Source organism: Pseudomonas sp. MWU12-2037 (genome assembly GCF_023242345.1).
Classification (GTDB): Bacteria; Pseudomonadota; Gammaproteobacteria; order Pseudomonadales; family Pseudomonadaceae; genus Aquipseudomonas; species Aquipseudomonas gingeri_D.
This window is the reverse complement of record NZ_JALLIZ010000002.1, coordinates 407,159-433,027: the sequence shown is the minus strand read 5'-3', so window position 1 is coordinate 433,027 and position 25,869 is coordinate 407,159. Positions and strand designations below refer to the sequence as shown.

At 61.7% G+C, this 25,869-nt stretch carries 24 protein-coding genes; 17 read left to right on the top strand and 7 right to left on the bottom strand.

Translation table 11 applies throughout. From position 1 onward, the window contains the following. Positions 1 to 21: 21 nt before the first annotated feature. Complete coding sequence (gene tcdA / locus M5B42_RS05225; protein ID WP_248745190.1) at positions 22 to 840, top strand: tRNA cyclic N6-threonylcarbamoyladenosine(37) synthase TcdA; 819 nt, start codon at positions 22 to 24, stop codon at positions 838 to 840. A 3-nt stretch (positions 841 to 843) separates the two neighbouring features. Here tcdA and M5B42_RS05220 read toward each other — a convergent pair whose 3' ends face one another. From M5B42_RS05220 to M5B42_RS05205, 4 genes are all read right to left on the bottom strand, one after another. Next, on the bottom strand, positions 844 to 1,248 hold the full coding sequence (locus M5B42_RS05220) for a SufE family protein (protein ID WP_103497397.1): 405 nt from the start codon (positions 1,246 to 1,248) through the stop codon (positions 844 to 846). Continuing rightward, positions 1,245 to 2,450, bottom strand: a complete 1,206-nt coding sequence (locus M5B42_RS05215; protein WP_248745189.1) for a cysteine desulfurase — start codon at positions 2,448 to 2,450, stop codon at positions 1,245 to 1,247. The genes M5B42_RS05220 and M5B42_RS05215 overlap by 4 nt, the downstream gene beginning before the upstream one ends. A 232-nt stretch (positions 2,451 to 2,682) precedes the next feature. Next, positions 2,683 to 3,717 carry a 2,3,4,5-tetrahydropyridine-2,6-dicarboxylate N-succinyltransferase gene (gene dapD / locus M5B42_RS05210; RefSeq protein WP_103496372.1) on the bottom strand — a complete coding sequence of 345 codons (1,035 nt, stop codon included), beginning with the start codon at positions 3,715 to 3,717 and terminating at the stop codon, positions 2,683 to 2,685. A 45-nt stretch (positions 3,718 to 3,762) separates the two neighbouring features. Further along, a complete protein-coding gene (locus M5B42_RS05205; protein ID WP_103496373.1) occupies positions 3,763 to 4,125 on the bottom strand; it encodes an ArsC family reductase in 363 nt (120 codons plus the stop codon). A gap of 214 nt (positions 4,126 to 4,339) precedes the next feature. On the opposite strand from M5B42_RS05205, the gene M5B42_RS05200 reads away from it, so the two are divergent. Continuing rightward, the gene (locus tag M5B42_RS05200) at positions 4,340 to 5,989 is read left to right on the top strand and encodes a Na+/H+ antiporter (RefSeq protein WP_103496425.1); all 1,650 of its coding nucleotides are present in this window, start codon (positions 4,340 to 4,342) and stop codon (positions 5,987 to 5,989) included. Positions 5,990 to 5,995: 6 nt separating this feature from the next. On the opposite strand, the gene dapC is transcribed toward M5B42_RS05200, so the two are convergent. The 3 genes from dapC to map are packed head-to-tail and all read right to left on the bottom strand — an operon-like array spanning position 5,996 to position 10,775. Continuing rightward, the gene (gene dapC, locus M5B42_RS05195; protein WP_248745188.1) at positions 5,996 to 7,195 is read right to left on the bottom strand and encodes a succinyldiaminopimelate transaminase; all 1,200 of its coding nucleotides are present in this window, start codon (positions 7,193 to 7,195) and stop codon (positions 5,996 to 5,998) included. 36 nt (positions 7,196 to 7,231) lie between these two features. Continuing rightward, positions 7,232 to 9,934, bottom strand: a complete 2,703-nt coding sequence (locus tag M5B42_RS05190; RefSeq protein WP_248745187.1) for a [protein-PII] uridylyltransferase — start codon at positions 9,932 to 9,934, stop codon at positions 7,232 to 7,234. 58 nt (positions 9,935 to 9,992) lie between these two features. Further along, positions 9,993 to 10,775, bottom strand: a complete 783-nt coding sequence (map, locus tag M5B42_RS05185; protein ID WP_103496376.1) for a type I methionyl aminopeptidase — start codon at positions 10,773 to 10,775, stop codon at positions 9,993 to 9,995. A gap of 396 nt (positions 10,776 to 11,171) precedes the next feature. Between map and rpsB the strand changes: the two genes are divergently transcribed. From rpsB to rnhB, 15 genes are all read left to right on the top strand, one after another. After that, positions 11,172 to 11,912: a 30S ribosomal protein S2 gene (gene rpsB, locus M5B42_RS05180; protein ID WP_100938580.1), complete on the top strand. Its 741-nt coding sequence runs from the start codon at positions 11,172 to 11,174 to the stop codon at positions 11,910 to 11,912. Between the two features lie 189 nt (positions 11,913 to 12,101). After that, a complete protein-coding gene (gene tsf / locus M5B42_RS05175) occupies positions 12,102 to 12,962 on the top strand; it encodes a translation elongation factor Ts (protein WP_177099781.1) in 861 nt (286 codons plus the stop codon). 205 nt (positions 12,963 to 13,167) lie between these two features. After that, positions 13,168 to 13,911, top strand: a complete 744-nt coding sequence (gene pyrH, locus M5B42_RS05170) for a UMP kinase (protein WP_003172271.1) — start codon at positions 13,168 to 13,170, stop codon at positions 13,909 to 13,911. Next, positions 13,908 to 14,465 (top strand): ribosome recycling factor, encoded by a 558-nt coding sequence (frr, locus tag M5B42_RS05165; RefSeq protein ID WP_100938582.1) that lies wholly within the window; start codon positions 13,908 to 13,910, stop codon positions 14,463 to 14,465. Before pyrH ends, frr begins: the two co-directional genes overlap by 4 nt. 16 nt (positions 14,466 to 14,481) lie before the next feature. Continuing rightward, positions 14,482 to 15,237 carry a polyprenyl diphosphate synthase gene (gene uppS / locus M5B42_RS05160; RefSeq protein WP_177099783.1) on the top strand — a complete coding sequence of 252 codons (756 nt, stop codon included), beginning with the start codon at positions 14,482 to 14,484 and terminating at the stop codon, positions 15,235 to 15,237. Continuing rightward, the gene (locus tag M5B42_RS05155) at positions 15,237 to 16,043 is read left to right on the top strand and encodes a phosphatidate cytidylyltransferase (protein ID WP_103496378.1); all 807 of its coding nucleotides are present in this window, start codon (positions 15,237 to 15,239) and stop codon (positions 16,041 to 16,043) included. The genes uppS and M5B42_RS05155 overlap by 1 nt, the downstream gene beginning before the upstream one ends. Continuing rightward, positions 16,040 to 17,230, top strand: a complete 1,191-nt coding sequence (gene ispC, locus M5B42_RS05150) for a 1-deoxy-D-xylulose-5-phosphate reductoisomerase (protein ID WP_103496379.1) — start codon at positions 16,040 to 16,042, stop codon at positions 17,228 to 17,230. The genes M5B42_RS05155 and ispC overlap by 4 nt, the downstream gene beginning before the upstream one ends. A 51-nt stretch (positions 17,231 to 17,281) precedes the next feature. Next, positions 17,282 to 18,634, top strand: a complete 1,353-nt coding sequence (rseP, locus tag M5B42_RS05145; RefSeq protein ID WP_103496380.1) for a sigma E protease regulator RseP — start codon at positions 17,282 to 17,284, stop codon at positions 18,632 to 18,634. Positions 18,635 to 18,709: 75 nt separating this feature from the next. Then, positions 18,710 to 21,097: an outer membrane protein assembly factor BamA gene (gene bamA, locus M5B42_RS05140; RefSeq protein WP_177099785.1), complete on the top strand. Its 2,388-nt coding sequence runs from the start codon at positions 18,710 to 18,712 to the stop codon at positions 21,095 to 21,097. A gap of 45 nt (positions 21,098 to 21,142) precedes the next feature. Then, positions 21,143 to 21,646, top strand: a complete 504-nt coding sequence (locus M5B42_RS05135; protein ID WP_103496382.1) for an OmpH family outer membrane protein — start codon at positions 21,143 to 21,145, stop codon at positions 21,644 to 21,646. Positions 21,647 to 21,649: 3 nt separating this feature from the next. Then, complete coding sequence (gene lpxD, locus M5B42_RS05130) at positions 21,650 to 22,705, top strand: UDP-3-O-(3-hydroxymyristoyl)glucosamine N-acyltransferase (RefSeq protein WP_103496383.1); 1,056 nt, start codon at positions 21,650 to 21,652, stop codon at positions 22,703 to 22,705. 114 nt (positions 22,706 to 22,819) lie between these two features. After that, the gene (fabZ, locus tag M5B42_RS05125) at positions 22,820 to 23,260 is read left to right on the top strand and encodes a 3-hydroxyacyl-ACP dehydratase FabZ (protein WP_040064770.1); all 441 of its coding nucleotides are present in this window, start codon (positions 22,820 to 22,822) and stop codon (positions 23,258 to 23,260) included. Then, positions 23,257 to 24,033 carry an acyl-ACP--UDP-N-acetylglucosamine O-acyltransferase gene (lpxA, locus tag M5B42_RS05120; protein ID WP_103496384.1) on the top strand — a complete coding sequence of 259 codons (777 nt, stop codon included), beginning with the start codon at positions 23,257 to 23,259 and terminating at the stop codon, positions 24,031 to 24,033. The genes fabZ and lpxA overlap by 4 nt, the downstream gene beginning before the upstream one ends. 2 nt (positions 24,034 to 24,035) lie before the next feature. Then, a complete protein-coding gene (lpxB, locus tag M5B42_RS05115; RefSeq protein ID WP_103496385.1) occupies positions 24,036 to 25,166 on the top strand; it encodes a lipid-A-disaccharide synthase in 1,131 nt (376 codons plus the stop codon). Between the two features lie 11 nt (positions 25,167 to 25,177). Continuing rightward, positions 25,178 to 25,804: a ribonuclease HII gene (rnhB, locus tag M5B42_RS05110; RefSeq protein ID WP_248745273.1), complete on the top strand. Its 627-nt coding sequence runs from the start codon at positions 25,178 to 25,180 to the stop codon at positions 25,802 to 25,804. The last annotated feature ends 65 nt before the right edge of the window (positions 25,805 to 25,869 follow it).

The following is a 25,869-nucleotide window of genomic DNA, read 5'->3' as shown; positions in this document are numbered from 1 at the left end:
TGCGCGCCGGTTTTTGGGGTAATGGTCATGAGTGCAGAAGATCCGCGGTTTGCCGGCGTCGCCCGGTTGTATGGCATTGAAGGGCTGGCGCGGCTGAAGGCCGCCCATGTGGCGATCGTCGGCGTCGGCGGTGTCGGCTCCTGGGCGGCGGAAGCCATTGCCCGTTGCGGTGTCGGCGAGATCTCGCTGTTCGACCTGGACGATGTCTGCGTTAGCAACAGCAACCGTCAGTTGCATGCCCTGGACAGCACCGTGGGTCGGGCCAAGGTCGAGGTGATGGCCGAGCGCCTGAAGGGCATCAATCCGGACTGCCAGGTCCACGCGGTGACCGATTTTGTGACCCGGGAAACCATGGCCGAGTACATCACCCCGGACATCGACTGCGTGATCGACTGCATCGACAGCGTCAATGCCAAGGCCTCGCTGATCGCCTGGTGCAAGCGGCGCAAGATCCAGATCATCACCACGGGCGGGGCGGGTGGGCAGATCGATCCGACCTTGATCCAGGTCTGCGACCTGAACCGTACCTTCAATGATCCCCTGGCCTCGAAAGTGCGTTCGACCTTGCGCCGTGACTACGGGTTTTCCCGCACGGTGACCCGCCATTACAGCGTGCCCTGTGTGTTTTCCACCGAGCAGCTGCGTTATCCGAAGCCCGATGGCAGCATCTGCCTGCAGAAGAGTTTTGTCGGTGATGGGGTGAAGCTGGACTGTGCCGGTGGTTTTGGCGCGGTGATGATGGTCACGGCGACCTTCGGCATGGTGGCGGCGACCAAGGCGGTGGACAAGATCGTCGCGGGCATGCGCCGGCCGGCGGATCGGATCAAACCGCAGGCCTGAGGCTTATTGGGTCAATTCACGCATCCGCTGAAGCACGGCATTCAGGCCGTTGCTGCGGGACGGCGACAATTGTCGGGACAGGCCCAGTTGGTTGAACCAGTCGGGCAGGTCGACCTGCTGCAATTCGTCGGCGCTCAAGCCATTGACCCGCACCAGCAACAACGCCACCAGCCCACGAATCATTCGTGCATCGCTGCTCGCGGCAAACTGCCACTGACCGTCATGCAGCCGACCGGTCAACCACACCTGGCTTTCGCAGCCATGGACGCGGTTGGCCTCGGTCTTGTCGGCGTCGTTCAAGGGCGGCAAGCGCTCTCCCCATTGCATCAGCAGGCGCGCCCGTTGTTCCCAGCCCGCCAGGTGCCGGAAATTTTCCAGAACCAGCAGTGCTTCAGCGGGCAGGCTCATCGCAACAGCTCCAGGGCCTGATCCAGTGCCTCGAAAAACCGTTCGAGGTCTTCGGAGTCGTTGTACACACCCAGCGATACGCGGATCGCGCCGGCCAGTCCGAGCTGTTTCATCAGTGGCATTGCGCAGTGATGCCCGGCGCGTACGGCAATCCCTTGCTCGGTCAGCAGGTGCGCCAGATCGGCGTTGTGCACGCCGTCGACGATAAAGCTGGCCAGTGCCAGTTGCGGTTCGCCCAACAGGCGGATGCCCTTGCGGACTTTCAGGCCTTGCAACAGGTGGGCGTGCAGCGCCGCTTCGTGGGCCGATACGGCGGCCTGGTCGAGGCCGGCCAGGTAGTCGAGGGTCGCGCCGAGGCCGATGACGCTGGCAATCGGTGGTGTTCCGGCTTCGAAGCCCAAGGGGGCCGGGCGGAAGCTGGCCTGCTGATAGTCCGCGTCCAGCACCATCTCGCCGCCGAATTGCCAGTGGCGCAGTTGGCTCAGGGCTTCGTGGCGGCCATAGAGCACGCCGACACCATCGGGGCCGTAGAGCTTGTGGCTGGAAAATACATAGAAATCGCAGCCCAGCGCCTGGACATCGTGGCGACCGTGGACCACGCCCTGGGCGCCGTCGACCACGGTCAGTGCGTTGAACGAGCGGGCCAGGGCCAGCAATTGCGGTAACGGTTGCCAGGCCCCGAGCACGTTGGACAGTTGGCTGACCGCCAGCAGGCGGGTCCGTGGGCCGATCAACGGGCGGGCGGCTTCCAGATCGATCAGGCCGCTGTCGGTGATCGGCAGCACCACCAGGCGCAGTCCCCGGCGTTGCGCCAGTTGCTGCCAGGGCAGCAGGTTGGCGTGATGCTCCAGGGCGCTGATGACGATCTCGTCGCCGGGCTGGAAAAGCGCTTCCAGGCCATAGGCCAGGAGGTTCAGCGCCGAGGTGGCGCCGTGGCTGAAGACGATTTGTCCGCTATTGCCGACATTGAGCCACTGGCCAGTCTTGCTTCGACTGTCCTCGAAGGCCTGGGTGGCATGGGCGCCGGGCAGGTGTTGGGCACGGTGCACATTGGCCGCACCGTTGCTGTAATAGTGTGCCAGGGCATCGATCAGCGCCTGGGGCTTCTGGGTGGTGGCGGCGCTGTCCAGGTAGACCTGGTCTTGCCGTTGCAGGGCGGCGATGGCCGGGAAATCGGCGCGCCAGGGAGAAGGTATCAGCATGGTGTTCGGCCCTGGTGAGCGTGGGCGAGGGGGCGCGAAACCTGTAGGCATTGGTCTGGCTCGTGAAGTTTTTGCCGACCTTGAGGGCCTCTTCGCGGGCAAGCCCTGCTCCTACAGTAGGGCGCCGAGCGCAGGTTTTGCGTACGACATAAACCTGTAGGAGCAGGGCTTGCCCGCGAAGGCGGCCTCACAGGCACCCCCGCCAGCAAGCCGGCCCCTACAACAATCCTGCTCAGTTATGCGCGTGCAGGGCTTCGTTCAGCGCAATGGCCGACTTATGGCTCTTGCATTCCACCGCACCGGTTTCCGAGTTGCGACGGAACAGCAGGTCCGGCAGGCCGGCCAGGTCGCGGGCCTTGAGCACCTTGACCAACTGGTTGTTTTCGTCGAGCAGCGCCACTTTTGTCCCGGCGGTCACGTACAGGCCCGATTCCACGGTGTTGCGGTCGCCCAACGGAATGCCGATACCGGCGTTGGCGCCGATCAGGCAGCCTTCGCCGACCTTGATGACGATGTTGCCGCCGCCGGACAGGGTACCCATGGTCGAGCAACCGCCGCCCAGGTCCGACCCCTTGCCGACGAAGACACCCGCCGAAACGCGGCCTTCGATCATGCCCGGGCCTTCGGTGCCGGCGTTGAAGTTGACGAAACCTTCGTGCATCACGGTGGTGCCTTCGCCGATGTAGGCACCCAGGCGAATCCGCGCGCTGTCAGCGATACGCACGCCGCTCGGCACCACGTAGTCGGTCATTTTCGGGAACTTGTCCACCGAGAACACTTCCAGCAGCTCGCCACGCAGGCGCGCTTCCAGTTGGTGGGCGGCCAGCTCCGACAGGTCGATGGCGCCCTGGCTGGTCCAGGCCACGTTCGGCAGCAGCGGGAACACGCCCGCCAGGCTCAGGCCGTGGGGCTTGACCAGACGGTGGGAGAGCAGGTGCAGCTTGAGGTAAGCCTCGGGGGTAGACGTCAGCTGGACGTCTTCTGCCAATACGGTGGCGACCAACGGCTTGTGGCTTTCGGCCAGGCGGGTCAGCAGGGCGGCCTGGGCGGCGTCGACGGTTTTCAGGGCGTCGGCCAGTTGCGAGGCCTGGGCGGTGCTGAAGGTGATCGCCTGGTTGCCGCCGGTGTAACCGAGGATTGGCGCGATGGCGGCGACCAACTCGGCCGACGGCTGAATCAGGGGTTGGGCGTAGAAAACTTCCAGCCAGGCACCTTGACGATTCTGGGTGCCAACGCCGAAGCCCAGGCTGAACAGAGTAGTGGACATGCAGTTACCTCTTGCAAAATGAGTGGGGGCCTTGAGCGCTCTGGCTCAGTTGAGGGCCGCCGCATAAATATCTGGCTTGAAGCCAATCAGGGTTCGGTCACCGAGATCAAGCACCGGGCGCTTGATCATCGAGGGTTGTGCCAGCATCAGTTCAATCGCTTTCGCCTGGTCGAGATCGGCTTTACGTTCGTCGTCGAGTTTGCGAAAGGTGGTTCCGGCGCGGTTCAGCACCACTTGCCAGCCGTGCTCGTTGCACCACTGGGTCAGGTGTTCGCGGTCGATGCCGGCGGTCTTGTAGTCATGGAACGCGTAGGGCACGGCCTGTTCGTCGAGCCAGGTGCGGGCCTTTTTCATGGTGTCGCACGCCTTGATTCCGAAAAGGTGCAACGTTTTGCTCGAAGCGGTCACAGCAATTGCCTCCCCTTTGGAGATGCGAGGGATGAAAGGTTGAAGATTATGCCATGACCGGGCCGCTTAGGCGCCTTAGTCGTGTGCGGTTACATCTTCCCCTGCCGACTGCGACTTTGGTGCAGCGTCCGGGCGGCAGCATAAGCGGCTAATATGGCACTTCGACGGCAAACCGTTGCCAGAGATATGCTTTAAACGATTGGGAATGCCTTTTATGCAGACGGCCTACACCGTTCTGATTCTGCTGATGCTGGTCGGTGTCTCGCGTTTGCTCTGGCGGGTGATCCCGCTGCCGCTGCCCCTGGTGCAGATTGCGGCGGGGGCGCTGCTGGCCTGGCCGACCCTGGGCCTGCATGTGGCCCTGGACCCGGAATTGTTTCTGTTCCTGTTTCTGCCGCCGTTGCTGTTTTCCGATGGTTGGCGCATGCCCAAGCGCGATCTGTGGCGCCTGCGCGGGCCGATCCTGACCCTGGCCGTGGGGCTGGTGCTGTTCACCGTGGTCGGTGCCGGCTATTTCATTCACTGGCTATTGCCGGCCATTCCCTTGCCGGTGGCCTTCGCCCTGGCCGCCGTGTTGTCACCGACCGACGCCGTGGCGGTTTCCGCCATTGCCCAGAACCGTCTGCCGACGCCGCTGATGCATATGCTCCAGGGCGAGGCGCTGATGAATGATGCGTCGGGCCTGGTGACCTTCAAGTTCGCCCTGGCGGCGGCCGTGACCGGTGCCTTCTCCCTGGCCAATGCGAGCCTGACCTTTGTCCTGGTGGCGGTCGGTGGCCTGGCCGTCGGCGTGGCGCTGAGTTGGCTGGTGGGGCGCTTTCGGGTCTGGATGATCGCCCGTGGCTGGGACGATCCGGCGACCCACGTGGTGTTCATGTTGCTGTTGCCGTTCGCCGCCTATGTGCTGGCCGAGCGCCTCGGGGTGTCGGGAATCCTCTCGGCGGTGGCGGCGGGGATGATGCAGAGCTGGCTCGACCTGTTGCCGCGCCAGACCAGCACCCGGCTGCTCAACCGCAGTGTCTGGTCGCTGTTGGAGTTCGCCTTCAACGGGCTGATCTTCCTGCTGCTGGGCTTGCAGTTGCCGGATATCGTCAAGGCGGTTGCCAGCCACGAGACTTCGTTGTGGCCGACCTTGCTCTATCGCTGCCTCGAAGTGCTGGCGATCTTTCTGGCCCTGGTGGTGTTGCGTTTTGTCTGGGTGCACAGCATCTGGCGCTTGTCGGAGCTGCTGCGGCACTGGCGTGGCAAAGATCCGTTGTCAGGGATGGCCAAGGGGCGTTCCTGCTGGTTGCTGACGGTAGGTGGTGTACGTGGGGCGGTGACGTTGGCGGGTGTGATGTCGGTGCCGCTGCTGATCGCACCCGGGGTGGATTTTCCCGAGCGTGACTTGCTGATTTTCATCGCCGCCGGGGTGATCCTGCTGTCGTTGGTGACGGCCAGTGTTGTCCTGCCGCTGCTGTTGCGCGACTTGCCGAAAAGCCAGGATGACAGGCACCGTGGCGAAGTGCGCGAAGCCTGGAAGAAGACCGCCGAAGCGGCGATCCATGTGCTGGAGGGCGAGGAGTTGGGCGTACCGCAGGACGCGGCCCAGGATGCGACCCAGGCCGCGTTGGCCACCGAGTTGAAAGCGCAGTTGATGGCCGAATACCGGCATCAACTGGAGGTGTTCAACGACTCCACCGAAGCCCAGGCGCTGGCGTTCCAGATGGACCAGTTGGACCGCCGCTTGCGCTTGAAGGCACTGCGGGCGCAGCGCCTGGAGTTGTACCGGCTCAGTCGCCAGCACCAGATCGGCGACGATGTGTTGCGCGAGGTGCTGGCGGAACTGGATCTGAGTGAGGCGAACCTCGGCTCGGTGAAGTAGCCGGGGTTACTGGCGGCGCTGGATGAACGCGCGAATCCGCTCGGCGGCCTCGACACACTCTGCCAACGGCGCAACCAGGGCCATGCGCACGCGCCCGGCCCCGGGATTGACGCCGTCCACTTCGCGGGACAGATAGGAGCCCGGCACCACGGTCACATGTTCCTCGGCAAACAGATCGCGGCAGAACGCCGCATCATCGCCCTGCACATTCGGCCACAGGTAGAAGCTGCCATCCGGGCGTTGCACATCCAGCACCGGCGCCAGAATCTCCAGCACCGCATCGAACTTCTCGCGATACAACGCACGGTTGGCGCGCACATGGATCTCGTCGTTCCAGGCCGCGACGCTGGCCAGCTGGGTTTGCACCGGCATCGCGCAGCCGTGGTAGGTGCGATACAGCAGGAAGGCCTTGAGAATATCCGCGTCACCGGCCACGAAGCCCGAGCGCAGCCCCGGCAGGTTGGAGCGCTTGGACAGGCTATGGAACACCACGCAACGCTTGAAGTCCTTGCGGCCCAGCGCCACACAGGCACTGAGCAGGCCCGGCGGTGGAGTCTGCTCATCGAAGTACAGCTCGCTGTAGCACTCGTCGGCGGCGATCACGAAGTCATGCTCGTCGGCCAGGGCGATCAGCTTTTTCAAGGTCTCCAGCGGGATCAGCGCCCCGGTCGGGTTGCCCGGCGAGCACAGGAACAGGATCTGGCAACGCTGCCAGATCTCCGCCGGCACGGCGTCGAAGTCCGGGTTGAAGCCGTTTTCGTCCAGGCACGGCAGGTAGTGCGGCTTGGCCCCGGCGAGGAAGGCCGCGCCTTCGTAGATCTGATAGAACGGGTTGGGGCTGACCACCAGGGCGTCGTCGCCACGGTTGACCACGGTCTGGGTAAAGGCGAACAGCGCCTCACGGGTGCCATTGACCGGCAGGATATTGCGCGCCGGGTCGATCCAGCCGCTCGGCACGCCGAAACGTCGCTCGCACCAGCCGGCAATGGCTTCACGCAGGGCCGGTACGCCGAGGGTGGTCGGGTACACGGCCATCTGTTCCAGGTTGGCGGTCAGGGCTTCGGCGACAAACGCCGGCGAGCGGTGCTTCGGTTCGCCGATGGACAGGGCGATCGGCCGCTTGTCCGCATTCGGCGTCACGCTGCCGAGCAGGGCGCGGAGTTTCTCGAACGGATAGGGCTGCAACTGGTTCAGGGCGTTGTTCATCGGTAACGGAGCTCGCTTCATTCAGGTGTCGGCGCGTCAGATACTCAGGCGCATCGTTTCAAGGGGCGGTTCGGCGTTGACGCTCAACTGTTCGACGATGGCGTCCTGCAATCGGCTGCACAGCTGCGGGTCGGACAGCGGTTGGTTGTCGGCGTCGGTAATGAAGAACACGTCTTCCACCCGCTCGCCGAGGGTGGCGATCTTGGCGTTCTGCAGCGACAGGTCGAACTCCAGGAAGATCTTTCCAATTCGTGCCAGCAGCCCGGGACGGTCCGGCGCGCTCAGCTCCAGCACCGTCACCGGACGCTGGGCGTCGTTGTGGATGGTGACCTGGGGCGCGAAGGCGAAGTGCTTGAGCTGGCGCGGGACCCGGCGCTGGATGATGGTCGGATAGTCGTCCGGGTTGCGCAGGGCTTCGGTCAGGCCGTCGCGGATCTGCTTGATGCGCTTCGGATTGTCGCCGATGGAGCCGCCGTCGTTGTCCAGCACGATGTAGGTGTCGAGGGTGAACTGGCTGCTGGAGGTGATGACCCGGGCGTCGTGGATGTTCAGGTTGAGCTGGTCCATCGCGGCCACGGTCACGGCGAAGAAGTCGTGCTGGTCCGGGGCGTAGATGAAAATCTGCGTGCCGCCTTCGAATTCGCGCTGGGTGGTTTCCTTGATCAGCACCAGCGGGCCGCCATCGGCCGGCTGCTGGAGGATCGCGTCGCTGTGCCAGGCGACGTCGCCGGCGGTGTGGCGCAGGAAGTAGTCATCGCCCAGTTGCGACCAGAGCTGCTCGACATCGTCCGGGTCGGTACCGGCGCGCACCAGGATATCCAGGGCGGCGCTCTGGGTCTGGCGAATCTGCTCCTCGCGGTCCACCGGGTTTTCCAGGCCACGGCGCAGGGCGCGCTTGGTCTCGGTGTAGAGCTGGCGCAACAGGCTGGCGCGCCAGGAGTTCCACAGGCTCGGGTTGGTCGCGTTGATGTCGGCGACGGTCAGCACATAGAGGTAGTCCAGGTGCACCTGGTCGCCGACGGTCTGGGCGAAGTCGTGGATGACCTGCGGGTCGGACAGGTCCTTGCGCTGGGCGGTGGTGGACATCATCAGGTGGTTCTGCACCAGCCAGACGATCAGGCGGCTGTCCCACGGCGGCAACTGGTGACGGGCGCAGAAGGCCTCGGCATCCACTGCGCCGAGTTCCGAATGGTCGCCGTGGCGGCCCTTGCCGATGTCGTGATAGAGCCCGGCCATGTAGATCAGTTCGGGCTTGGGCAGCTTGGCCATCAGCTTGGCGGCCAGCGGGAATTTCTCCGAGACCTGGGTGTACTGCAGTTTGCGCAGGTGCTTGATCAGGTTCAGGGTGTGGGCATCAACCGTATAGATATGGAACAGGTCGTGCTGCATCTGCCCGACGATATCGCCGAACTCCGGCAGGTAGCGTCCGAGGATGCCGTAGCGGTTCATCCGGCGCAGGTTGCGGTGGATGCCGATCTTGCACTTGAACAGCTCGATGAACAGGCTGGTGTTGCGGATATCGTTGCGGAAGTCGTCGTCGATCAGATGACGGTGTTCCCGCAGCAGGCGGATGGTGTCGGCGCGCACACCCTTGATTTCCGGCTGCTGGGCCATCAGCACGAAGATTTCCAGCATGGCGAACGGCGTACGCCGGAAGACATTCGGGTTACTCGCCTCGATATAGCCGTCGTGCAACTGGAAACGCGAGTTCAACGGCTGCGGCGGCGCTTCGTCTTCCGGGGCGAGGATGATTTCCTCGAAGTGCTGGATGATCAGGTCGCTGAGCTGGGCAATGCTCATGACCACCCGGTAGTACTGCTGCATGAAATTTTCGACGGCCTGTTTCGCATCGTCGCCCTTGAAACCCAGCAGTCCGGCGATGCTGCGCTGGTGGTCGAACAGCAGGCGGTCTTCGGCGCGGCCGGCGAGCATGTGCAGGGCGTAGCGGACTTTCCAGAGGAACTCCTGGGATGAGGCCAGCAGGGCGTTTTCGCTCTCCACCAGAAAGCCTTCGCCGGCCAGGGCCCGCAGGTTCAGGGTGCCGTACTGGCGGCGGGCGACCCAGAGGATCGTCTGGATATCCCGCAGGCCGCCGGGCGAGCCCTTGACGTTGGGTTCCAGGTTGTATTCGGTGTCGTTGTACTTGTGGTGGCGGGCCTTCTGTTCGGCGCGCTTGGCCAGGAAGAAGTCCTTGCTCGGCCACATGTGCGCCGTGCTGGTGACATCGAGCATGCGTTGGCGCAGGCGCTCGGGACCGGCGACGGTGCGACTTTCCATCAGGTTGGTGATGATCGTCAGGTCGGCCCGGGCTTCCTCGGCGCACTCGTCGACCGAACGCACGCTCTGGCCGACTTCCAGGCCGATGTCCCAGAGCAGGGTGAGGAAACGTTCTATGGAGTCGCGAAAGATCTCGTGGTCGGCGCTGTCGAGCAGGATCAGCAGGTCGATGTCCGAGTAGGGGTGCAATTCGCCGCGACCGTAGCCGCCGACCGCCACCAGGGCGATATCGGCGTCTTCGCTCCAACTGAACTGATCCCAGGCCTGTTGCAGGATGTTATCGATGAACCAGGCGCGGTCTTCGATCAGCCGGCGGATATCACGCCCGGCGCGAAAGCGCTGGTCGAGCACCTCGCGGGCGTGGCGAATGGCCTTCTTGAAGGCGGCGATGGGGCTGGCCTTCAGTGCCAGTTCCGCCTGGAACTGGCCGCGGTCGAAGAGTTCGGGGTCCACCTGCGGCATCGATTGGCTTTCCTTGGGTTCTGATAGGCGTTCTGTACAGAGCGGCAGGTGCAAGCGATCAGGCCGAGACGCGCGGGATGGTCTCATCGCTGCGCAGGGTGAAGATCTCGTAGCCGGTGTCGGTGACCAGCAGGGTGTGCTCCCACTGGGCCGACAGCTTGCGGTCCTTGGTGATCGCGGTCCAGCCGTCGCCCAGCACCTTGGTGTCGGCCTTGCCCTGGTTGATCATCGGTTCGATGGTGAAGGTCATGCCGGCCTTGAGTTCCATGCCGGTACCGGCGCGGCCGTAGTGCAGGATCTGCGGTTCTTCGTGGAACACCTTGCCGATACCGTGGCCACAGAACTCACGCACCACCGAGAAGCCGTTCTTTTCCGCGTGCTTCTGGATGATTTCACCGATGTCGCCCAGGCGGCAGCCGGGTTTGACGATCTCGATGGCCTTGTACATGCATTCCTGGGTGATCTGCGACAGGCGCTCGGCCCAGACCGGCACGGTGCCGACGTGGAACATCTTGCTGGTGTCGCCGTGGTAGCCATCCTTGATGACGGTGACGTCGATGTTCACCGTGTCACCATCCTTGAGTGGCTTGTCGCCCGGGATGCCGTGGCAGACCACGTGGTTGACCGAGGTGCAGATCGACTTCGGGAAACCCTTGTAGTTGAGCGGGGCGGGGATGGCCTGCTGCACGTTGACGATATAGTCGTGGCAGATACGGTCCAGCTCCTCGGTGGTGACACCGGGCTTGACGTGTTCACCGATCATTTCCAGTACATCGGCAGCCAGGCGGCCAGCGACACGCATTTTTGCGATGTCCTCGGGGGTTTTGAGGGTGACGGTCATACAGGCTCTCTTTTTACGCGCCGGGCGCGAATAAACACGGAATGGGGCGAAAACGGCGGGGCCGCGATGGCTGGCCCGGGGTTTCAGTACCCTTAAAAGCGTGATTCTACCAGACGCAAGGGGTAAACCATGAGCATCCGGCTATCGCTTCTCTCTATAAGCTGGGGCCATTCTGGCCCGAATCCAGGGCGCGCGCAAAAGCCCGGGAGGGGAAATGCGAATGCAGGTTTCGTTTTGGCCGTTCTTGTGGTATAAAATGCGCCGCTTTCCGGGGATAGCCCCGCGAAGCTTAAATCCACACACGTGTCGACACGATGACCTGGGTGCCTTCAGCTGATGCTGCTGGTTGGTCATTGGGATACGTGGAGGCCAAACCCGACTTATCAAGGAACTATCATGTCCCAAGTCAACATGCGCGATATGCTGAAGGCCGGTGTGCACTTCGGTCACCAGACCCGTTACTGGAACCCGAAAATGGGCAAGTACATTTTCGGCGCGCGTAACAAGATCCACATCATCAACCTTGAAAAAACCCTGCCGATGTTCAACGAAGCTCTGACTTTCGTAGAACGCCTGGCCCAGGGCAAAAACAAGATTCTGTTCGTCGGCACCAAGCGTTCCGCCGGCAAGATCGTTGCTGAAGAAGCAGCGCGTTGCGGTTCGCCGTACGTCGATCACCGCTGGTTGGGCGGCATGCTGACCAACTTCAAAACCATCCGTGCTTCGATCAAGCGTCTGCGTGACCTGGAAATCCAGGCCGAAGACGGTACTTTCGCCAAGCTGACCAAGAAAGAGGCGCTGATGCGCACTCGCGACCTGGAAAAGCTCGATCGTTCCCTGGGTGGTATCAAGGACATGGGCGGTCTGCCTGACGCACTGTTCGTGATCGACGTTGACCACGAGCGCATCGCGATCACCGAAGCCAACAAGCTGGGCATCCCGGTTATCGGCGTAGTCGATACCAACAGCAGCCCGGAAGGCGTTGACTACATCATCCCAGGCAACGATGACGCCATCCGCGCCATCCAGTTGTACATGGGTTCGATGGCTGACGCTGTGATCCGTGGCCGCAACAACAACGGTGGCGGTACCGTCGAGTTCGCTACTGAAGAAGCTCCGGTCGCCGCAGCTGAGTAATTGACGCCCTGGCGTTGACTCAGTAAGCAAAAAGGGGGCTTGGCCCCCTTTTTGCCACCTCGAAAACCGTTGGTTGCTGGTACCGCTACAGCCTTTGTAATGTGTAGCCGCTACAACGGGATCGGGAAGAATTGAACGCCCGTTCGATCGGGTGGAATGGTTGATAACCTATCCAAGAGGAATTTTGAAATGGCAGAGATTACTGCAGCGTTGGTCAAAGAACTGCGCGAGCGTACCGGCGAAGGCATGATGGACTGCAAGAAAGCCTTGACCAAGGCTGGCGGCGACATCGAAAAAGCCATTGATGACATGCGCGCTTCGGGCGCCATCAAGGCTGCCAAGAAAGCCGGCAACATTGCCGCTGAAGGCGCCATCGCAATCAAGGGCGACGGCACTGCTGCCGTGATCCTGGAAGTGAACTCGCAGACCGACTTCCTGGCTCTGCAAGATGACTTCAAGGCTTTCGTTGCTGCCAGCGTTGAAAAAGCCTTCGCTGACAAACTGACCGACGCAGCTCCGCTGATCGCCGCCCAGGAATCGGCACGTGAAGCACTGGTTGCCAAAGTGGGCGAAAACGTCAACATCCGTCGCCTGGCGCGTATCGAAGGTGATGTGGTCGGCGCTTACCTGCACGGCAACAAGATCGGTGTGGTTGTGGCCCTCAAAGGCGGCAACGAAGACCTGGCCAAAGACGTTGCCATGCACGTTGCGGCAACCAACCCTGAGTTCCTGCTGCCATCGCAGGTCTCCGCTGAAGCCATTGAGCGCGAAAAAGGCGTTTTCCTGAGCCTCAACGAAGACAAGATCAAAGGCAAGCCAGCTGAAATCGTTGAAAAAATGGTCAGCGGCCGTATCAGCAAGTTCCTGGCCGAAGCCAGCCTGGTTGAGCAAGCTTTCGTCAAGAACCCGGAAGTCACCGTCGGTGCCCTGGTCAAGAAAGCCGGCGCTGAAATCGTTTCCTTCACTTACTTCAAAGTAGGTGATGGCATCGAGAAGCCAGTGGACAACTTCGCTGAAGAAGTTGCTGCTCAGCTGGCTGCCAACAAGTAAAAGACGGTTTTCAACTGTCGACCCAAGAGGCTGCCCGCTCACGCGCGCAGCCTCTTTTCAAATGGGAGGAGAGGTTTCTCTTTTTCCATTCGGAACCGACTTACAAGGTTGTGTTCTGATGGCGCTGTAGCAGCGCCAAGCTAGAGTAAGCGCAGGCTGCAAACAGCTCGCAAGTTTTTTTTAAACGCCGCAGGAGAGATTCGCAATGGCTCAGCAGGGCAGTGGCTATCAAGCTCGCTATAAACGCATTCTACTCAAACTTAGCGGCGAGGCCCTGATGGGCTCGGAAGAGTTCGGGATCGACCCGAAGGTTCTGGATCGCATGGCGCTGGAAGTCGGCCAACTGGTCGGCATCGGTGTCCAGGTCGGTCTGGTGATTGGCGGTGGTAACCTGTTCCGCGGCGCCGCCTTGAGTGCCGCCGGGATGGACCGTGTCACCGGCGACCACATGGGTATGCTGGCCACCGTGATGAATGCACTGGCGATGCGCGACGCGCTGGAACGTGCGAATATCTCGGCCATCGTGATGTCGGCTATTTCCATGGTCGGCGTGACCGATCACTATGATCGCCGCAAGGCCATGCGTCACCTCAACGCCAAGGAAGTGGTGATCTTCGCGGCTGGTACCGGCAATCCGTTTTTCACCACGGATTCGGCAGCCTGCCTGCGTGCGATCGAAATCGACGCCGATGTGGTGCTCAAGGCGACCAAGGTCGATGGCGTTTACACCGCGGACCCATTCAAAGACCCGCATGCCGAGAAGTTCGATCATCTGACCTACGATGAAGTGCTGGATCGCAAGCTGGGTGTCATGGACCTCACCGCTATCTGCCTGTGCCGCGATCACAAGATGCCGCTGCGCGTATTTAACATGAACAAGCCCGGCGCCCTGCTGAACATCGTGCATGGCGGCGCTGAAGGAACCCTGATCGAGGAAGGCCAACAATGATCAACGAAATCAAGAAAGACGCTCAAGAGCGCATGAAGAAGTCCCTGGAATCCCTGGCCCATGCATTTGGCCGGATTCGTACCGGGCAGGCTCACCCAAGCATCCTGGAAGGCGTCATGGTGCCTTATTACGGCACTGACACCCCGATCAAGCAGGTCGCCAACATCACCGTCAAGGACGCGCGCACCCTGCAGGTCGTGGCGTTCGAGCGCAACATGCTCGGTGCCGTGGACAAGGCGATCGGCAGCGCCGGCCTGAACCTCAATCCGACCAACCTGGGCGAGCTGCTGCTGATCTCGATGCCGGCGCTGACCGAAGAAACCCGTCGTGGTTTCACCAAGCAAGCGCGCGAAGAAGCGGAAAACGCTCGCATTGCCGTGCGTAACATTCGTCGCGATGTGCTGGGTGACCTGAAGGATCTGGTCAAGGAAAAAGAGATCAGTGAAGACGAAGAACGTCGTGCGGCTGACGATATCCAGAAGCTGACCGACAAGTTCGTGGCGGAAATCGAAGTGGCCGTGAAGCAAAAAGAAGCGGACCTGATGGCCGTTTAAGGGTCAGGACGCTTCCATGGAAAAGACCAAGCAGGCTGTGCCGTCCTCGGTACCGCGCCATGTTGCAATCATCATGGACGGCAATAACCGCTGGGCCAAGAAACGCTTTTTGCCCGGTGTTGCCGGGCACAAGGCTGGCGTCGACGCGGTGCGCGCCGTCATTGAAGTGTGTGCCGAGGCCGGGGTCGAGGTATTGACCCTGTTCGCGTTCTCCAGCGAGAACTGGCAGCGTCCCGCCGACGAAGTCAGCGCCTTGATGGACCTGTTCTTCAAGGCGCTGCGCCGCGAGGCCAAGCGTCTCAACGAGAACAATATAAGCCTGCGGATCATTGGCGACCGCTCGCGCTTTCACCCCGAGCTGCAAGCGGCAATGCGCGATGCGGAAGCGGCGACGGCCGGCAGCAATCGCTTCATTCTGCAGATTGCCGCCAACTACGGCGGGCAGTGGGATATCGCCCAGGCGGCTCAGCGTCTGGCCCGTGAAGTACAGGCCGGGCATCTGCGTCCGGACGATATTACCCCCGAGCTGCTGCAGACCTGTCTGGCCACCGGCGACCTGCCGTTGCCGGACCTGTGCATCCGTACCGGTGGCGAACATCGCATCAGCAATTTCCTGTTGTGGCAGTTGGCCTATGCCGAGCTGTATTTCTCCGACCTGTTCTGGCCGGACTTCAAACACGAAGCCATGCGCAACGCGCTGGCCGATTTTGCTTCCCGCCAGCGTCGTTTCGGTAAAACGAGCGAACAGGTCGAAGCAGGAGCCCGGGTTTAATGCTCAAGCAACGCATCATCACGGCACTCATTCTCCTGCCCATTGCCTTGTGCGGGTTCTTCCTGCTCGAGGGCGCAGGCTTTGCGCTGTTCATCGGCCTGGTCGTCACCCTGGGCGCCTGGGAATGGGCGCGCCTGGCGGGGTTTGAAGCGCAGCCGGCCCGTGTGGCCTATGCGGCGCTGGTCGCGGTGCTGTTGTTCTTCATGTACATCCTGCCCAACCTCGCACCCTGGGTGCTGGGGGCGGCGGTATTGTGGTGGGGGTTGGCGGCGTTCCTGGTGCTGACCTACCCGCGCACCAGCGCGCACTGGTCGACCACCGCGAGCAAGTTGGTGATCGGTTTCCTGATCCTGCTGCCGGCCTGGCAAGGCCTGATCCTGATCAAGCAGGAGCCGTTGGGCAACTGGTTGATCATGGCGGTGATGGTCCTGGTCTGGGGCGCCGATATCGGTGCCTACTTTTCTGGCAAGGCCTTCGGCAAGCGCAAGCTGGCGCCGTCGGTCAGCCCGGGCAAGAGTTGGGAAGGCGCCTACGGCGGCCTGGCCTTGAGCCTGGTGATCACCGCGGTGGTCGGGGTCGTGCGCGGTTGGGGCGTCGGGCAGATGATTGCCAGTCTGCTTGGGGCGGCGCTGATCGTGGTGATTTCGGTGGTCGGTGACTTGACCGAAAGCATGTTCAAGCGTCAGTCGGGGATCAAGGACAGCAGCAACCTGCTGCCCGGGCATGGCGGCATTCTTGATCGGATCGATAGCCTGACGGCGGCCATTCCGACCTTTGCCGTACTCCTGTGGATCGCTGCATCGTGAGCCGCCCACAGCAAATTACCGTACTCGGTGCCACCGGCTCCATCGGCCTGAGCACCCTGGATGTCATCGCGCGTCACCCGCAGCGTTACCAGGCCTTTGCCTTGAGCGGTTTCAGCCGCCTGGCGGAACTCTTTGCCCTGTGCATGCGGCATCGCCCGCGCTATGCGGTGGTGCCCGAGGCGTCCGCGGCGCGTGGTTTGCAGCAGCAACTGCGTGACGCGGGCCTGGCGACCGAAGTGCTGGTGGGGGAGGCGGGCCTGTGCCAGATTGCCGCCGATCCCGAAGTCGATGCGGTGATGGCGGCGATCGTCGGCGCGGCCGGTTTGCGTCCTACGCTGGCAGCGGTCGAAGCCGGCAAGAAGATCTTGCTGGCCAACAAGGAGGCGCTGGTGATGACTGGCGCGCTCTTTATGCAGGCGGTGCGCAAGAGTGGGTCGGTGTTGCTGCCGATCGACAGTGAACACAATGCGATTTTCCAGTGCCTGCCCCAGGATCACGCCCGTGGCCTGGCGGCGGTCGGCGTGCGGCGAATCCTGCTGACCGCCTCGGGTGGTCCGTTCCGGCAGACGCCGCTGGGTGAGCTGGCCGATGTCACCCCCGAGCAGGCGTGCGCCCATCCCACCTGGTCGATGGGGCGCAAGATCTCGGTCGACTCGGCGAGTATGATGAACAAGGGGCTGGAACTGATCGAGGCGTGCTGGCTGTTCGATGCCAAACCGTCCCAGGTCGAAGTGGTGATCCACCCGCAGAGTGTGATTCACTCCCTGGTCGACTACGTGGATGGTTCGGTTCTGGCCCAGTTGGGGAACCCGGACATGCGCACGCCGATCGCCAATGCCCTGGCCTGGCCTGAGCGGATCGACTCCGGCGCGGCGCCGCTGGACCTGTTTGCCGTGGCGCGCCTGGACTTCCAGGCCCCGGATGAGCAGCGTTTCCCTTGTCTGCGCCTGGCCCGTGAATCTGCCGAGGCCGGAGGCAGTGCGCCGGCGATGTTGAATGCGGCGAATGAGGTGGCGGTAGCGGCATTTCTCGAACGGCGCATCCGCTACCTTGAGATCGCGAGTATCATCGAGGACGTTTTAAACCTGGAGCCGGTGGTTGCGGTCAATGAGCTCGACGCGGTATTCGCGGCAGACGCCAAGGCCAGGACTCTGGCCGAGCAATGGCTGAGTCGCCACGGGCGTTGAATCTGGCGTAGCCTTCGGGGCTGTCGGCACCTGGGATTGCGGAGAAAGTAAATGAGCGCGCTCTATATGATAGTCGGCACCCTGGTGGCCCTGGGTGTGCTGGTGACCTTCCACGAATTCGGCCATTTCTGGGTGGCCCGTCGTTGCGGCGTCAAGGTCCTGCGTTTTTCCGTGGGCTTCGGCATGCCGCTGCTGCGTTGGCACGATCGCCAGGGCACCGAGTTCGTGGTCGCCGCGATTCCGTTGGGCGGCTACGTGAAAATGCTCGACGAGCGCGAGGCTGAAGTCCCGCCGGAGCTGCTCGACCAGGCCTTCAATCGCAAGTCGGTGCGCCAGCGTATCGCAATCGTCGCCGCCGGCCCGATTGCCAACTTTCTCCTGGCCATCGTGTTTTTCTGGGGTCTGGCGATGCTCGGTAGCCAGCAGGTGCGTCCGGTCATCGGTACCGTGGAAAGCGGTAGCCTGGCCGAGAAGGCCGGGTTGAGCAGCGGTCAGGAAATCGTCGCCGTCGATGGCGAGCCGACCACCGGTTGGGGCGCGGTCAATCTTCAGTTGGTGCGTCGCCTAGGGGAAAGCGGCACCCTGCAGTTGCGGGTCCGTGAGCCTGGCTCGACGGCCGACTCGCCCCGCGAACTGGCACTGGACCATTGGCTGCAAGGCGCCGACGAGCCCGATCCAATCAAGTCTCTGGGGATTCGCCCATGGCGTCCGGCGCTGGCGCCGGTGCTGGCCGAACTCGATCCGAAGGGCCCGGCCCAGGCCGCCGGCCTCAAGACCGGCGACCGCCTGTTGGCGGTGAATGACCAGCCCCTGAACGATTGGCAGCAGGTGGTGGATTGGGTCCGTGTACGTCCTGATACCAAAATTGTGCTGCACGTCGAGCGTGATGGTGCTCAAATCGACGTCCCGCTGACCTTGGCCAGCCGCGGCGAAGGCAAGGCGGCGAGCGGTTACCTGGGGGCCGGCGTCAAGGCGGTGGACTGGCCGCCGGAGATGGTTCGAGAGGTCAGCTACGGGCCTCTGGCGGCGATTGGCGAAGGTGCTCGACGCACTTGGACCATGAGCGTCCTGACCCTGGACTCGCTGAAGAAAATGTTGTTCGGCGAGCTCTCGGTAAAAAACTTGAGTGGACCGATAACCATTGCTAAAGTGGCGGGCGCTTCGGCCCAGTCGGGCGTCGCTGATTTCCTGAATTTCCTGGCTTATCTGAGTATCAGCCTCGGGGTTCTGAATTTGTTGCCCATCCCGGTACTGGATGGGGGGCATTTGCTGTTTTATCTGATCGAGTGGGCGCGTGGTCGTCCCTTGTCGGATCGGGTGCAAGGTTGGGGGATTCAGATCGGTATCAGTTTGGTGGTTGGGGTGATGTTGCTTGCCCTGGTCAACGATCTGGGTCGACTGTAACGCTTCGCGAAAATTGCGAATCTGCCGCATTGTGCGGCAGTTTGTTTATTGCCAGTTGGAATAAGAAAGGACTTCATGAAACGTCTGCTGCTAACTGCGGTTCTCACCGTATTGATGATCGCCGAAGTTCACGCCGAGTCCTTCACTATCTCCGATATTCGTGTCAATGGCCTCCAGCGGGTATCCGCTGGTAGCGTGTTTGGCGCGTTACCGTTGAATGTCGGGGAGCAAGCGGATGACCGTCGCCTGGTGGAATCCACTCGCGCGCTGTTCAAAACCGGTTTCTTCCAGGATATCCAGCTGGGGCGCGAAGGTAACGTCCTGGTCATCACTGTCGTTGAACGACCTTCGGTGGCCAGCATCGATATCGAAGGCAACAAGGCGATCTCGACTGACGACTTGATGAAGGGGCTGAAACAATCCGGCCTGGCCGAGGGTGAAATCTTCCAGCGTGCGACCCTTGAAGGCGTGCGTAACGAACTTCAGCGTCAGTATGTGGCCCAAGGCCGCTACTCGGCCGAGGTCGAGACCGAAGTCGTTCCCGAGCCGCGTAACCGCGTGGGCTTGAAGATCAAGATCAACGAAGGCACCGTCGCCGCGATCCAGCACATCAACGTGGTGGGTAACTCGGTATTCAAGGACGAAGACCTGATCGATCTGTTCGAACTCAAGACCACCAACTGGCTGTCGTTCTTCAAGAACGATGACAAGTATGCCCGCGAAAAGCTCTCCGGTGACCTGGAACGCTTGCGCTCCTACTACCTGGACCGCGGCTATATCAACATGGATATCGCCTCGACCCAGGTGTCCATCACCCCGGACAAGAAAAGCGTCTATATCACGGTCAACGTCACCGAAGGCCAGAAGTACAAGGTCCGCGACGTGAAGCTCAGTGGTGACCTGAAGGTGCCGGAAGACCAGGTCAAGTCCCTGCTGCTGGTGGAGAAGGGCCAGGTGTTCTCGCGCAAGCTGATGACCACCACCTCGGAACTGATCACCCGCCGCCTGGGTAACGACGGCTACACTTTCGCCAACGTCAACGGCGTACCGACGCCGCACGATGACGATCACACCGTCGATATCACCTTCGTGGTCGACCCGGGCAAGCGTGCCTACGTCAACCGTATCAACTACCGTGGCAACACCAAGTCCGCGGACGAAGTGCTGCGTCGTGAAATGCGTCAGATGGAAGGCGGTTGGGCTTCCACCTACCTGATCGACCAGTCCAAGACCCGTCTTGAACGCCTGGGCTTCTTCAAGGAAGTCAACGTCGAAACCCCGGCTGTTCCGGGTGTCGATGACCAGGTTGACGTGAACTACACCGTGGAAGAGCAAGCCTCGGGTTCGATTACCGCCAGCGTCGGTTTTGCCCAGAGCGCCGGTCTGATCCTGGGCGGTTCGATCACCCAGAACAACTTCCTCGGTACCGGTAACAAGGTCAGCATCGGCCTGACCCGCAGCCAGTACCAGAGCCGCTATAACTTCGGTTATGTCGACCCCTACTGGACGCCGGACGGTGTCAGCCTGGGCTACAACGTGTTCTACCGCACCACTGACTACAGCGAACTCGATGTCAGCGTTGCCAGCTATGCCGTGGACAGCCTGGGTGCTGGCGTCAGCGTCGGTTACCCGATCAACGAGACATCGCGCCTGACCTTCGGCCTGACGGCCCAGCAGGACAAGATCCAGACCGGCCAGTACACCGTCGACGAAATCTTCAACTTCGTTAACACCCAGGGCGACGAGTTCCTGAACTACAAGGCCTCCCTCGGCTGGTCGGATTCGACCCTGAACAAAGGCGTCCTGGCGACCCGTGGTCACTCCCAGAGCCTGACCCTGGAAAGCACCATCCCAGGCAGTGACCTGTTGTTCTTCAAACTCGACTACCGTGGTCAGGTATTCCAGCCGTTGAGCGACACCTACACCATGCGTTTCCATACCGAATTGGGTTACGGCGACGGCTATGGTTCGACCAACGGCCTGCCGTTCTATGAGAACTACTACGCTGGTGGTTTCAACTCGGTACGTGGTTTCAAGGACAGTACCCTGGGCCCACGTGGTACGCCAAGTCGCGGTGTGGATGTGACCGGTAACGCCGGTACGATTGCCGATACCAGCACGAATCCATTGCCGTTCGGTGGTAACGTACTGATTCAAGGTGGTGCGGAGCTGTTGTTCCCGCTGCCATTCGTGAAAGACCAGCGTTCGCTGCGCACCTCGCTGTTCTGGGACGTGGGTAACGTATTCGACTCCAAGTGCGAACAGGTCCGTAACACCAATGGCACGCTGTCGCAGACGCAGTGCAACGACATCAGTTTCAGCAATATGGCCAGTTCCGTGGGTGTTGGCGTGACCTGGGTAACCGCCCTGGGGCCATTGAGTTTTGCCCTGGCCGTGCCGGTCAAAGAGCCTAATAACGCTGAAACCCAGGTGTTCCAATTCTCCCTCGGTCAGACCTTCTAACGGCCTGACCCTAGATAACGACAACGGATTTTGTAGGAGTTTATTGTGCGTAAGTTGACTCAACTGGTTCTGCTGGCCACTGTTCTGGTAGCGACCCCGGCCTTTGCCGAAATGAAAATCGCGGTCCTGAACTATCAGATGGCCCTGCTGGAATCCGACGCAGCCAAGAAGTACGCCGTCGATGCCGAGAAGAAGTTCGGTCCGCAACTGACCAAGCTCCAGGCCCTGGAAAGCAGTGCCAAGGGTATCCAGGATCGTCTGGTGGCCGGTGGCGACAAGATGCAGCAGGGCGAACGCGAGCGTCTGGAGCTGGAATTCAAGCAAAAGGCCCGTGACTTCCAGTTCCAGTCCAAGGAACTGAACGAGCAAAAAGCCGTTGCTGACCGCGAGATGCTCAAGCAGCTCAAGCCCAAGCTGGATAGCGCCGTGGAAGAAGTCATCAAGAAAGGTGCCTTTGACCTGGTGTTCGAGCGTGGCGCCGTGATCGATGTCAAACCGCAGTACGACATCACCCGCCAGGTGATCGAGCGCATGAACCAGCTGAAGTAATCCATGACAGCGACCATCAAGCTCGGCCAATTGGCCGAGATCCTCGGTGCCACCCTACGTGGCAACGAGGAGAAACAAATCACTGGGCTAGCCACCTTGCAGGAGGCTGGCCCAGCTCAGTTGAGCTTTCTGGCAAATCCCCAGTATCGCAAATACCTCACTGACAGCCAGGCCGGCGCCGTGTTGCTCAAGGCCGCCGACGCCGAAGGTTATGCCGGCGATGCGCTGGTGGTGGCTGATCCTTACCTGGCCTATGCGCGTATTTCGCACCTGTTCGATCCCAAGCCCAAAGCGCCTGCCGGGATTCACCCGAGCGCGGTGGTGGCTGCCGATGCCCAGGTCGATCCGACCGCCAGTATCGGTGCCTTTGCGGTGATCGAGAGCGCTGCGCGGATTGGTGCTGGCGTGACCATCGGCGCCCAGTGTTTTGTCGGTGCTCGCTGTGAAATCGGCGAAGGCGGCTGGCTGGCGCCACGGGTCACGCTTTACCACGACGTGCGCATCGGCAAGCGGGTGGTGATCCAGTCCGGTGCCGTGCTCGGCGGTGAAGGCTTCGGCTTCGCCAATGAAAAGGGTATCTGGCAGAAAATTGCCCAGATCGGTGGCGTGACCGTCGGTGACGATGTGGAGATCGGCGTCAATACCGCCATCGACCGCGGTGCCCTGGCCGACACGATCATTGGCAACGGGGTCAAGCTCGACAACCAGATTCAGATCGCCCACAACGTTCAGGTCGGCGATCACACGGCCATGGCCGCCTGCTGCGGGATTTCCGGCAGCACCAAGATCGGCAAGCACTGCATGCTCGCCGGTGGCGTCGGCCTGGTGGGGCATATCGAGATTTGCGACAACGTCTTCCTGACCGGGATGACCATGGTCACCCACTCGATTACCGAGCCGGGTGCCTATTCTTCGGGTACGGCGATGCAGCCGGCCGCCGAGTGGCGCAAGAGCGCGGCGCGTATTCGCCAGCTCGACGACATGGCCCGGCGCCTGCGGCAGCTGGAAAAGCGGGTAGGCGACGTGACCCCGGACGGTAATGCTTCATCAGATGGCTGATACCATTTTCCATATCAAGTAGCCGCCTGGGTTTGTACGCAAGCTGCCTTCTTGATTTGCTAGAGGAGCCGCGCGTGGCGCGCTCCCACTCTTTACTACAGGCTTCCCCACGAAATGATGGACATCAAAGAGATTCGCGAATACCTGCCTCACCGTTACCCGTTCCTGCTGGTGGACCGGGTGGTGGAACTGGATGTCGAGGCCCAGCGCATTCGTGCCTACAAGAATGTCAGCATCAACGAGCCTTTCTTCAACGGCCACTTCCCGGCGCATCCGATCATGCCGGGCGTGCTGATTATCGAAGCCATGGCCCAGGCTGCCGGCATCCTCGGTTTCAAGATGCTCGACGTGAAGCCTTCCGACGGTACCCTGTACTACTTCGTCGGCTCCGACAAGCTGCGTTTCCGCCAGCCGGTACTGCCGGGCGACCAGTTGATCCTCGAAGCCAAGTTCATCAGCTGCAAGCGCAAGATCTGGAAGTTCGAGTGCCAGGCTTCGGTTGACGGCAAGCCGGTCTGCTCGGCCGAGATCATCTGTGCGGAACAGAAAGTATGAGTTTGATTGACCCTCGCGCAATCATCGATCCCACGGCCGTACTGGCCGAGGGCGTTGAGGTCGGCCCCTGGTCGATCGTCGGCGCAGGTGTGGAAATCGGCGAGGGGACAGTGATCGGGCCGCATGTGATTCTCAAGGGCCCGACCCGGATCGGCAAACACAACCGCATCTACCAGTTTTCCTCGGTAGGCGAAGACACGCCCGATCTCAAGTACAAAGGTGAAGAGACGCGCCTGGTCATTGGTGACCACAACGTTATCCGCGAAGGTGTGACCATCCACCGGGGCACGGTACAGGATCGCTCGGAAACCACCCTGGGCGACCACAACCTGATCATGGCCTACGCCCATATCGGTCACGACAGCGTGATCGGCAACCACTGCATCCTGGTCAACAACACGGCATTGGCCGGGCATGTGCACATGGGGGATTGGGCGATCCTCTCGGGGTTCACCCTGGTCCATCAGTTCTGCCATATCGGCGCCCACAGCTTTTCCGGCATGGGCACCGCCATCGGCAAGGATGTTCCTGCCTATGTCACGGTCTTCGGCAACCCCGCCGAAGCCCGCAGCATGAACTTCGAAGGCTTGCGTCGGCGTGGTTTCAGCGAGGAAGTGCTCCACGCCCTGCGCCGGGCCTACAAGGTGGTGTACCGCCAGGGGCTGACGGTGGAACAAGCCATCGCCGAGCTGGCCGAACCTGCCGCGCAGTACCCGGAAGTGGCGGTGTTTCTCGATTCGATCCAGTCCTCGACCCGCGGCATCACCCGCTGATCATGGCGACTTTGCGAATTGCGCTGGTCGCCGGGGAAGCCTCCGGCGACATTCTCGGCTCTGGTCTGATGCGGGCGCTCAAGGCCAAGCATCCTGAAGTCGAGTTTATCGGGGTCGGTGGCCCGCTGATGCAGGCCGAAGGCCTGGTTTCCTATTTCCCCATGGAGCGGCTGTCGGTGATGGGCCTGGTGGAAGTGCTTGGCCGTCTGCCTGAGCTGCTCAAGCGCCGCAAATTGCTGATCCAGACGTTGATTGCCGAAAAGCCCGATGTGTTTATTGGCATCGATGCGCCGGATTTCACCCTGAATATCGAACTCAAGCTGCGCCGTGCCGGGATCAAGACCGTGCATTACGTCAGCCCTTCGGTCTGGGCCTGGCGGCAGAAGCGGGTGCTGAAGATCCGCGAAGGCTGTGACCTGATGCTGACGCTGTTCCCTTTCGAAGCGCGCTTCTATGAAGAGAAGGGCGTGCCGGTGCGGTTTGTCGGACATTCCCTGGCCGACGCCATCCCCTTGCAGGCCGACCGTGGGCAAGCTCGGGCCGAACTCGGCTTGCCGGACGGTCCGTTGGTGGCGCTGATGCCGGGCAGTCGTGGCGGCGAAGTCGGGCGCCTGGGCGGCTTGTTCCTCGATACCGCGCAACGCCTGCGGGAGATGCACCCCGCTATCCGTTTTGTCATGCCCTGCGCCAGCCCGCAACGGCGTACCCAGATCGAGGCCTTGCTGGTGGGGCGCGATCTGCCGCTGACCCTGCTCGACGGCCAGTCCCACAAGGCCCTGGCCGCCTGCGACGCGGTGTTGATCGCCTCGGGTACGGCGACGCTGGAGGCCCTGTTGTACAAGCGTCCGATGGTGGTCGCCTATCGTCTGGCGCCACTGACCTTCTGGATTCTCAAGCGGCTGGTAAAAAGCCCCTACATCTCCTTGCCCAACCTGCTGGCCCAGCGTTTGCTGGTGCCCGAGCTGTTGCAGGATGACGCAACCCCCGAGGCCCTGGCGCAGACCCTGTCGCCGCTGATCGAGGGCGGCGAAGAGCAGACCCGGGGCTTCGACGAAATCCATCGCACCTTGCGCCTGGATGCCTCGAACCAGGCCGCCGACGCAGTGTTGAAGCTGATCGGCAAAACCGTATGAGTAGCGTGAAAATGCAGATGGGATTGGACTTCACCCTGGTGGCCGATGCCGAAGACCTGGTGGCCGGTGTCGACGAAGTCGGTCGTGGCCCGCTTTGCGGCGCGGTTGTGACTGCGGCGGTGATCCTCGATCCCAAGCGCCCGATCCTCGGCCTCAACGACTCGAAGAAACTCACCGAGGCCCGGCGCGAAAAGCTCTACGATGAAATCCGTGAAAAGGCCCTGAGCTGGTGTATCGCCCGCGCCGAAGTCGAGGAAATCGATGAACTGAACATTCTGCATGCCACCATGCTGGCAATGCAGCGGGCGGTCGAAGGCCTGCATATCCAGCCCAAGCTGGCGATGATCGACGGCAACCGTTGCCCGAAGTTGCCGATGCCAGCCGAAGCGGTGGTCAAGGGCGATAGCAAGGTGCCGGCGATCGCGGCGGCGTCAATCCTGGCCAAGGTCAGCCGTGATCGTGAAATGGCAGCTGTCGAATTGATCTACCCGGGTTATGGCATCGGCGGGCATAAGGGCTATCCGACACCGGTGCACCTGGAAGCCTTGCAGCGGCTGGGGCCGACGCCGATTCACCGACGCTCCTTCGCGCCGGTACGGCTGGCCTATGAGAGTCATGGGCGGTCCGGCGAACTTTAACGCTGCTGATGTTTTAGCCAAGGCCCGGTACAATCCGGGCCTTGTTGTTTCTACAGATTAGACAG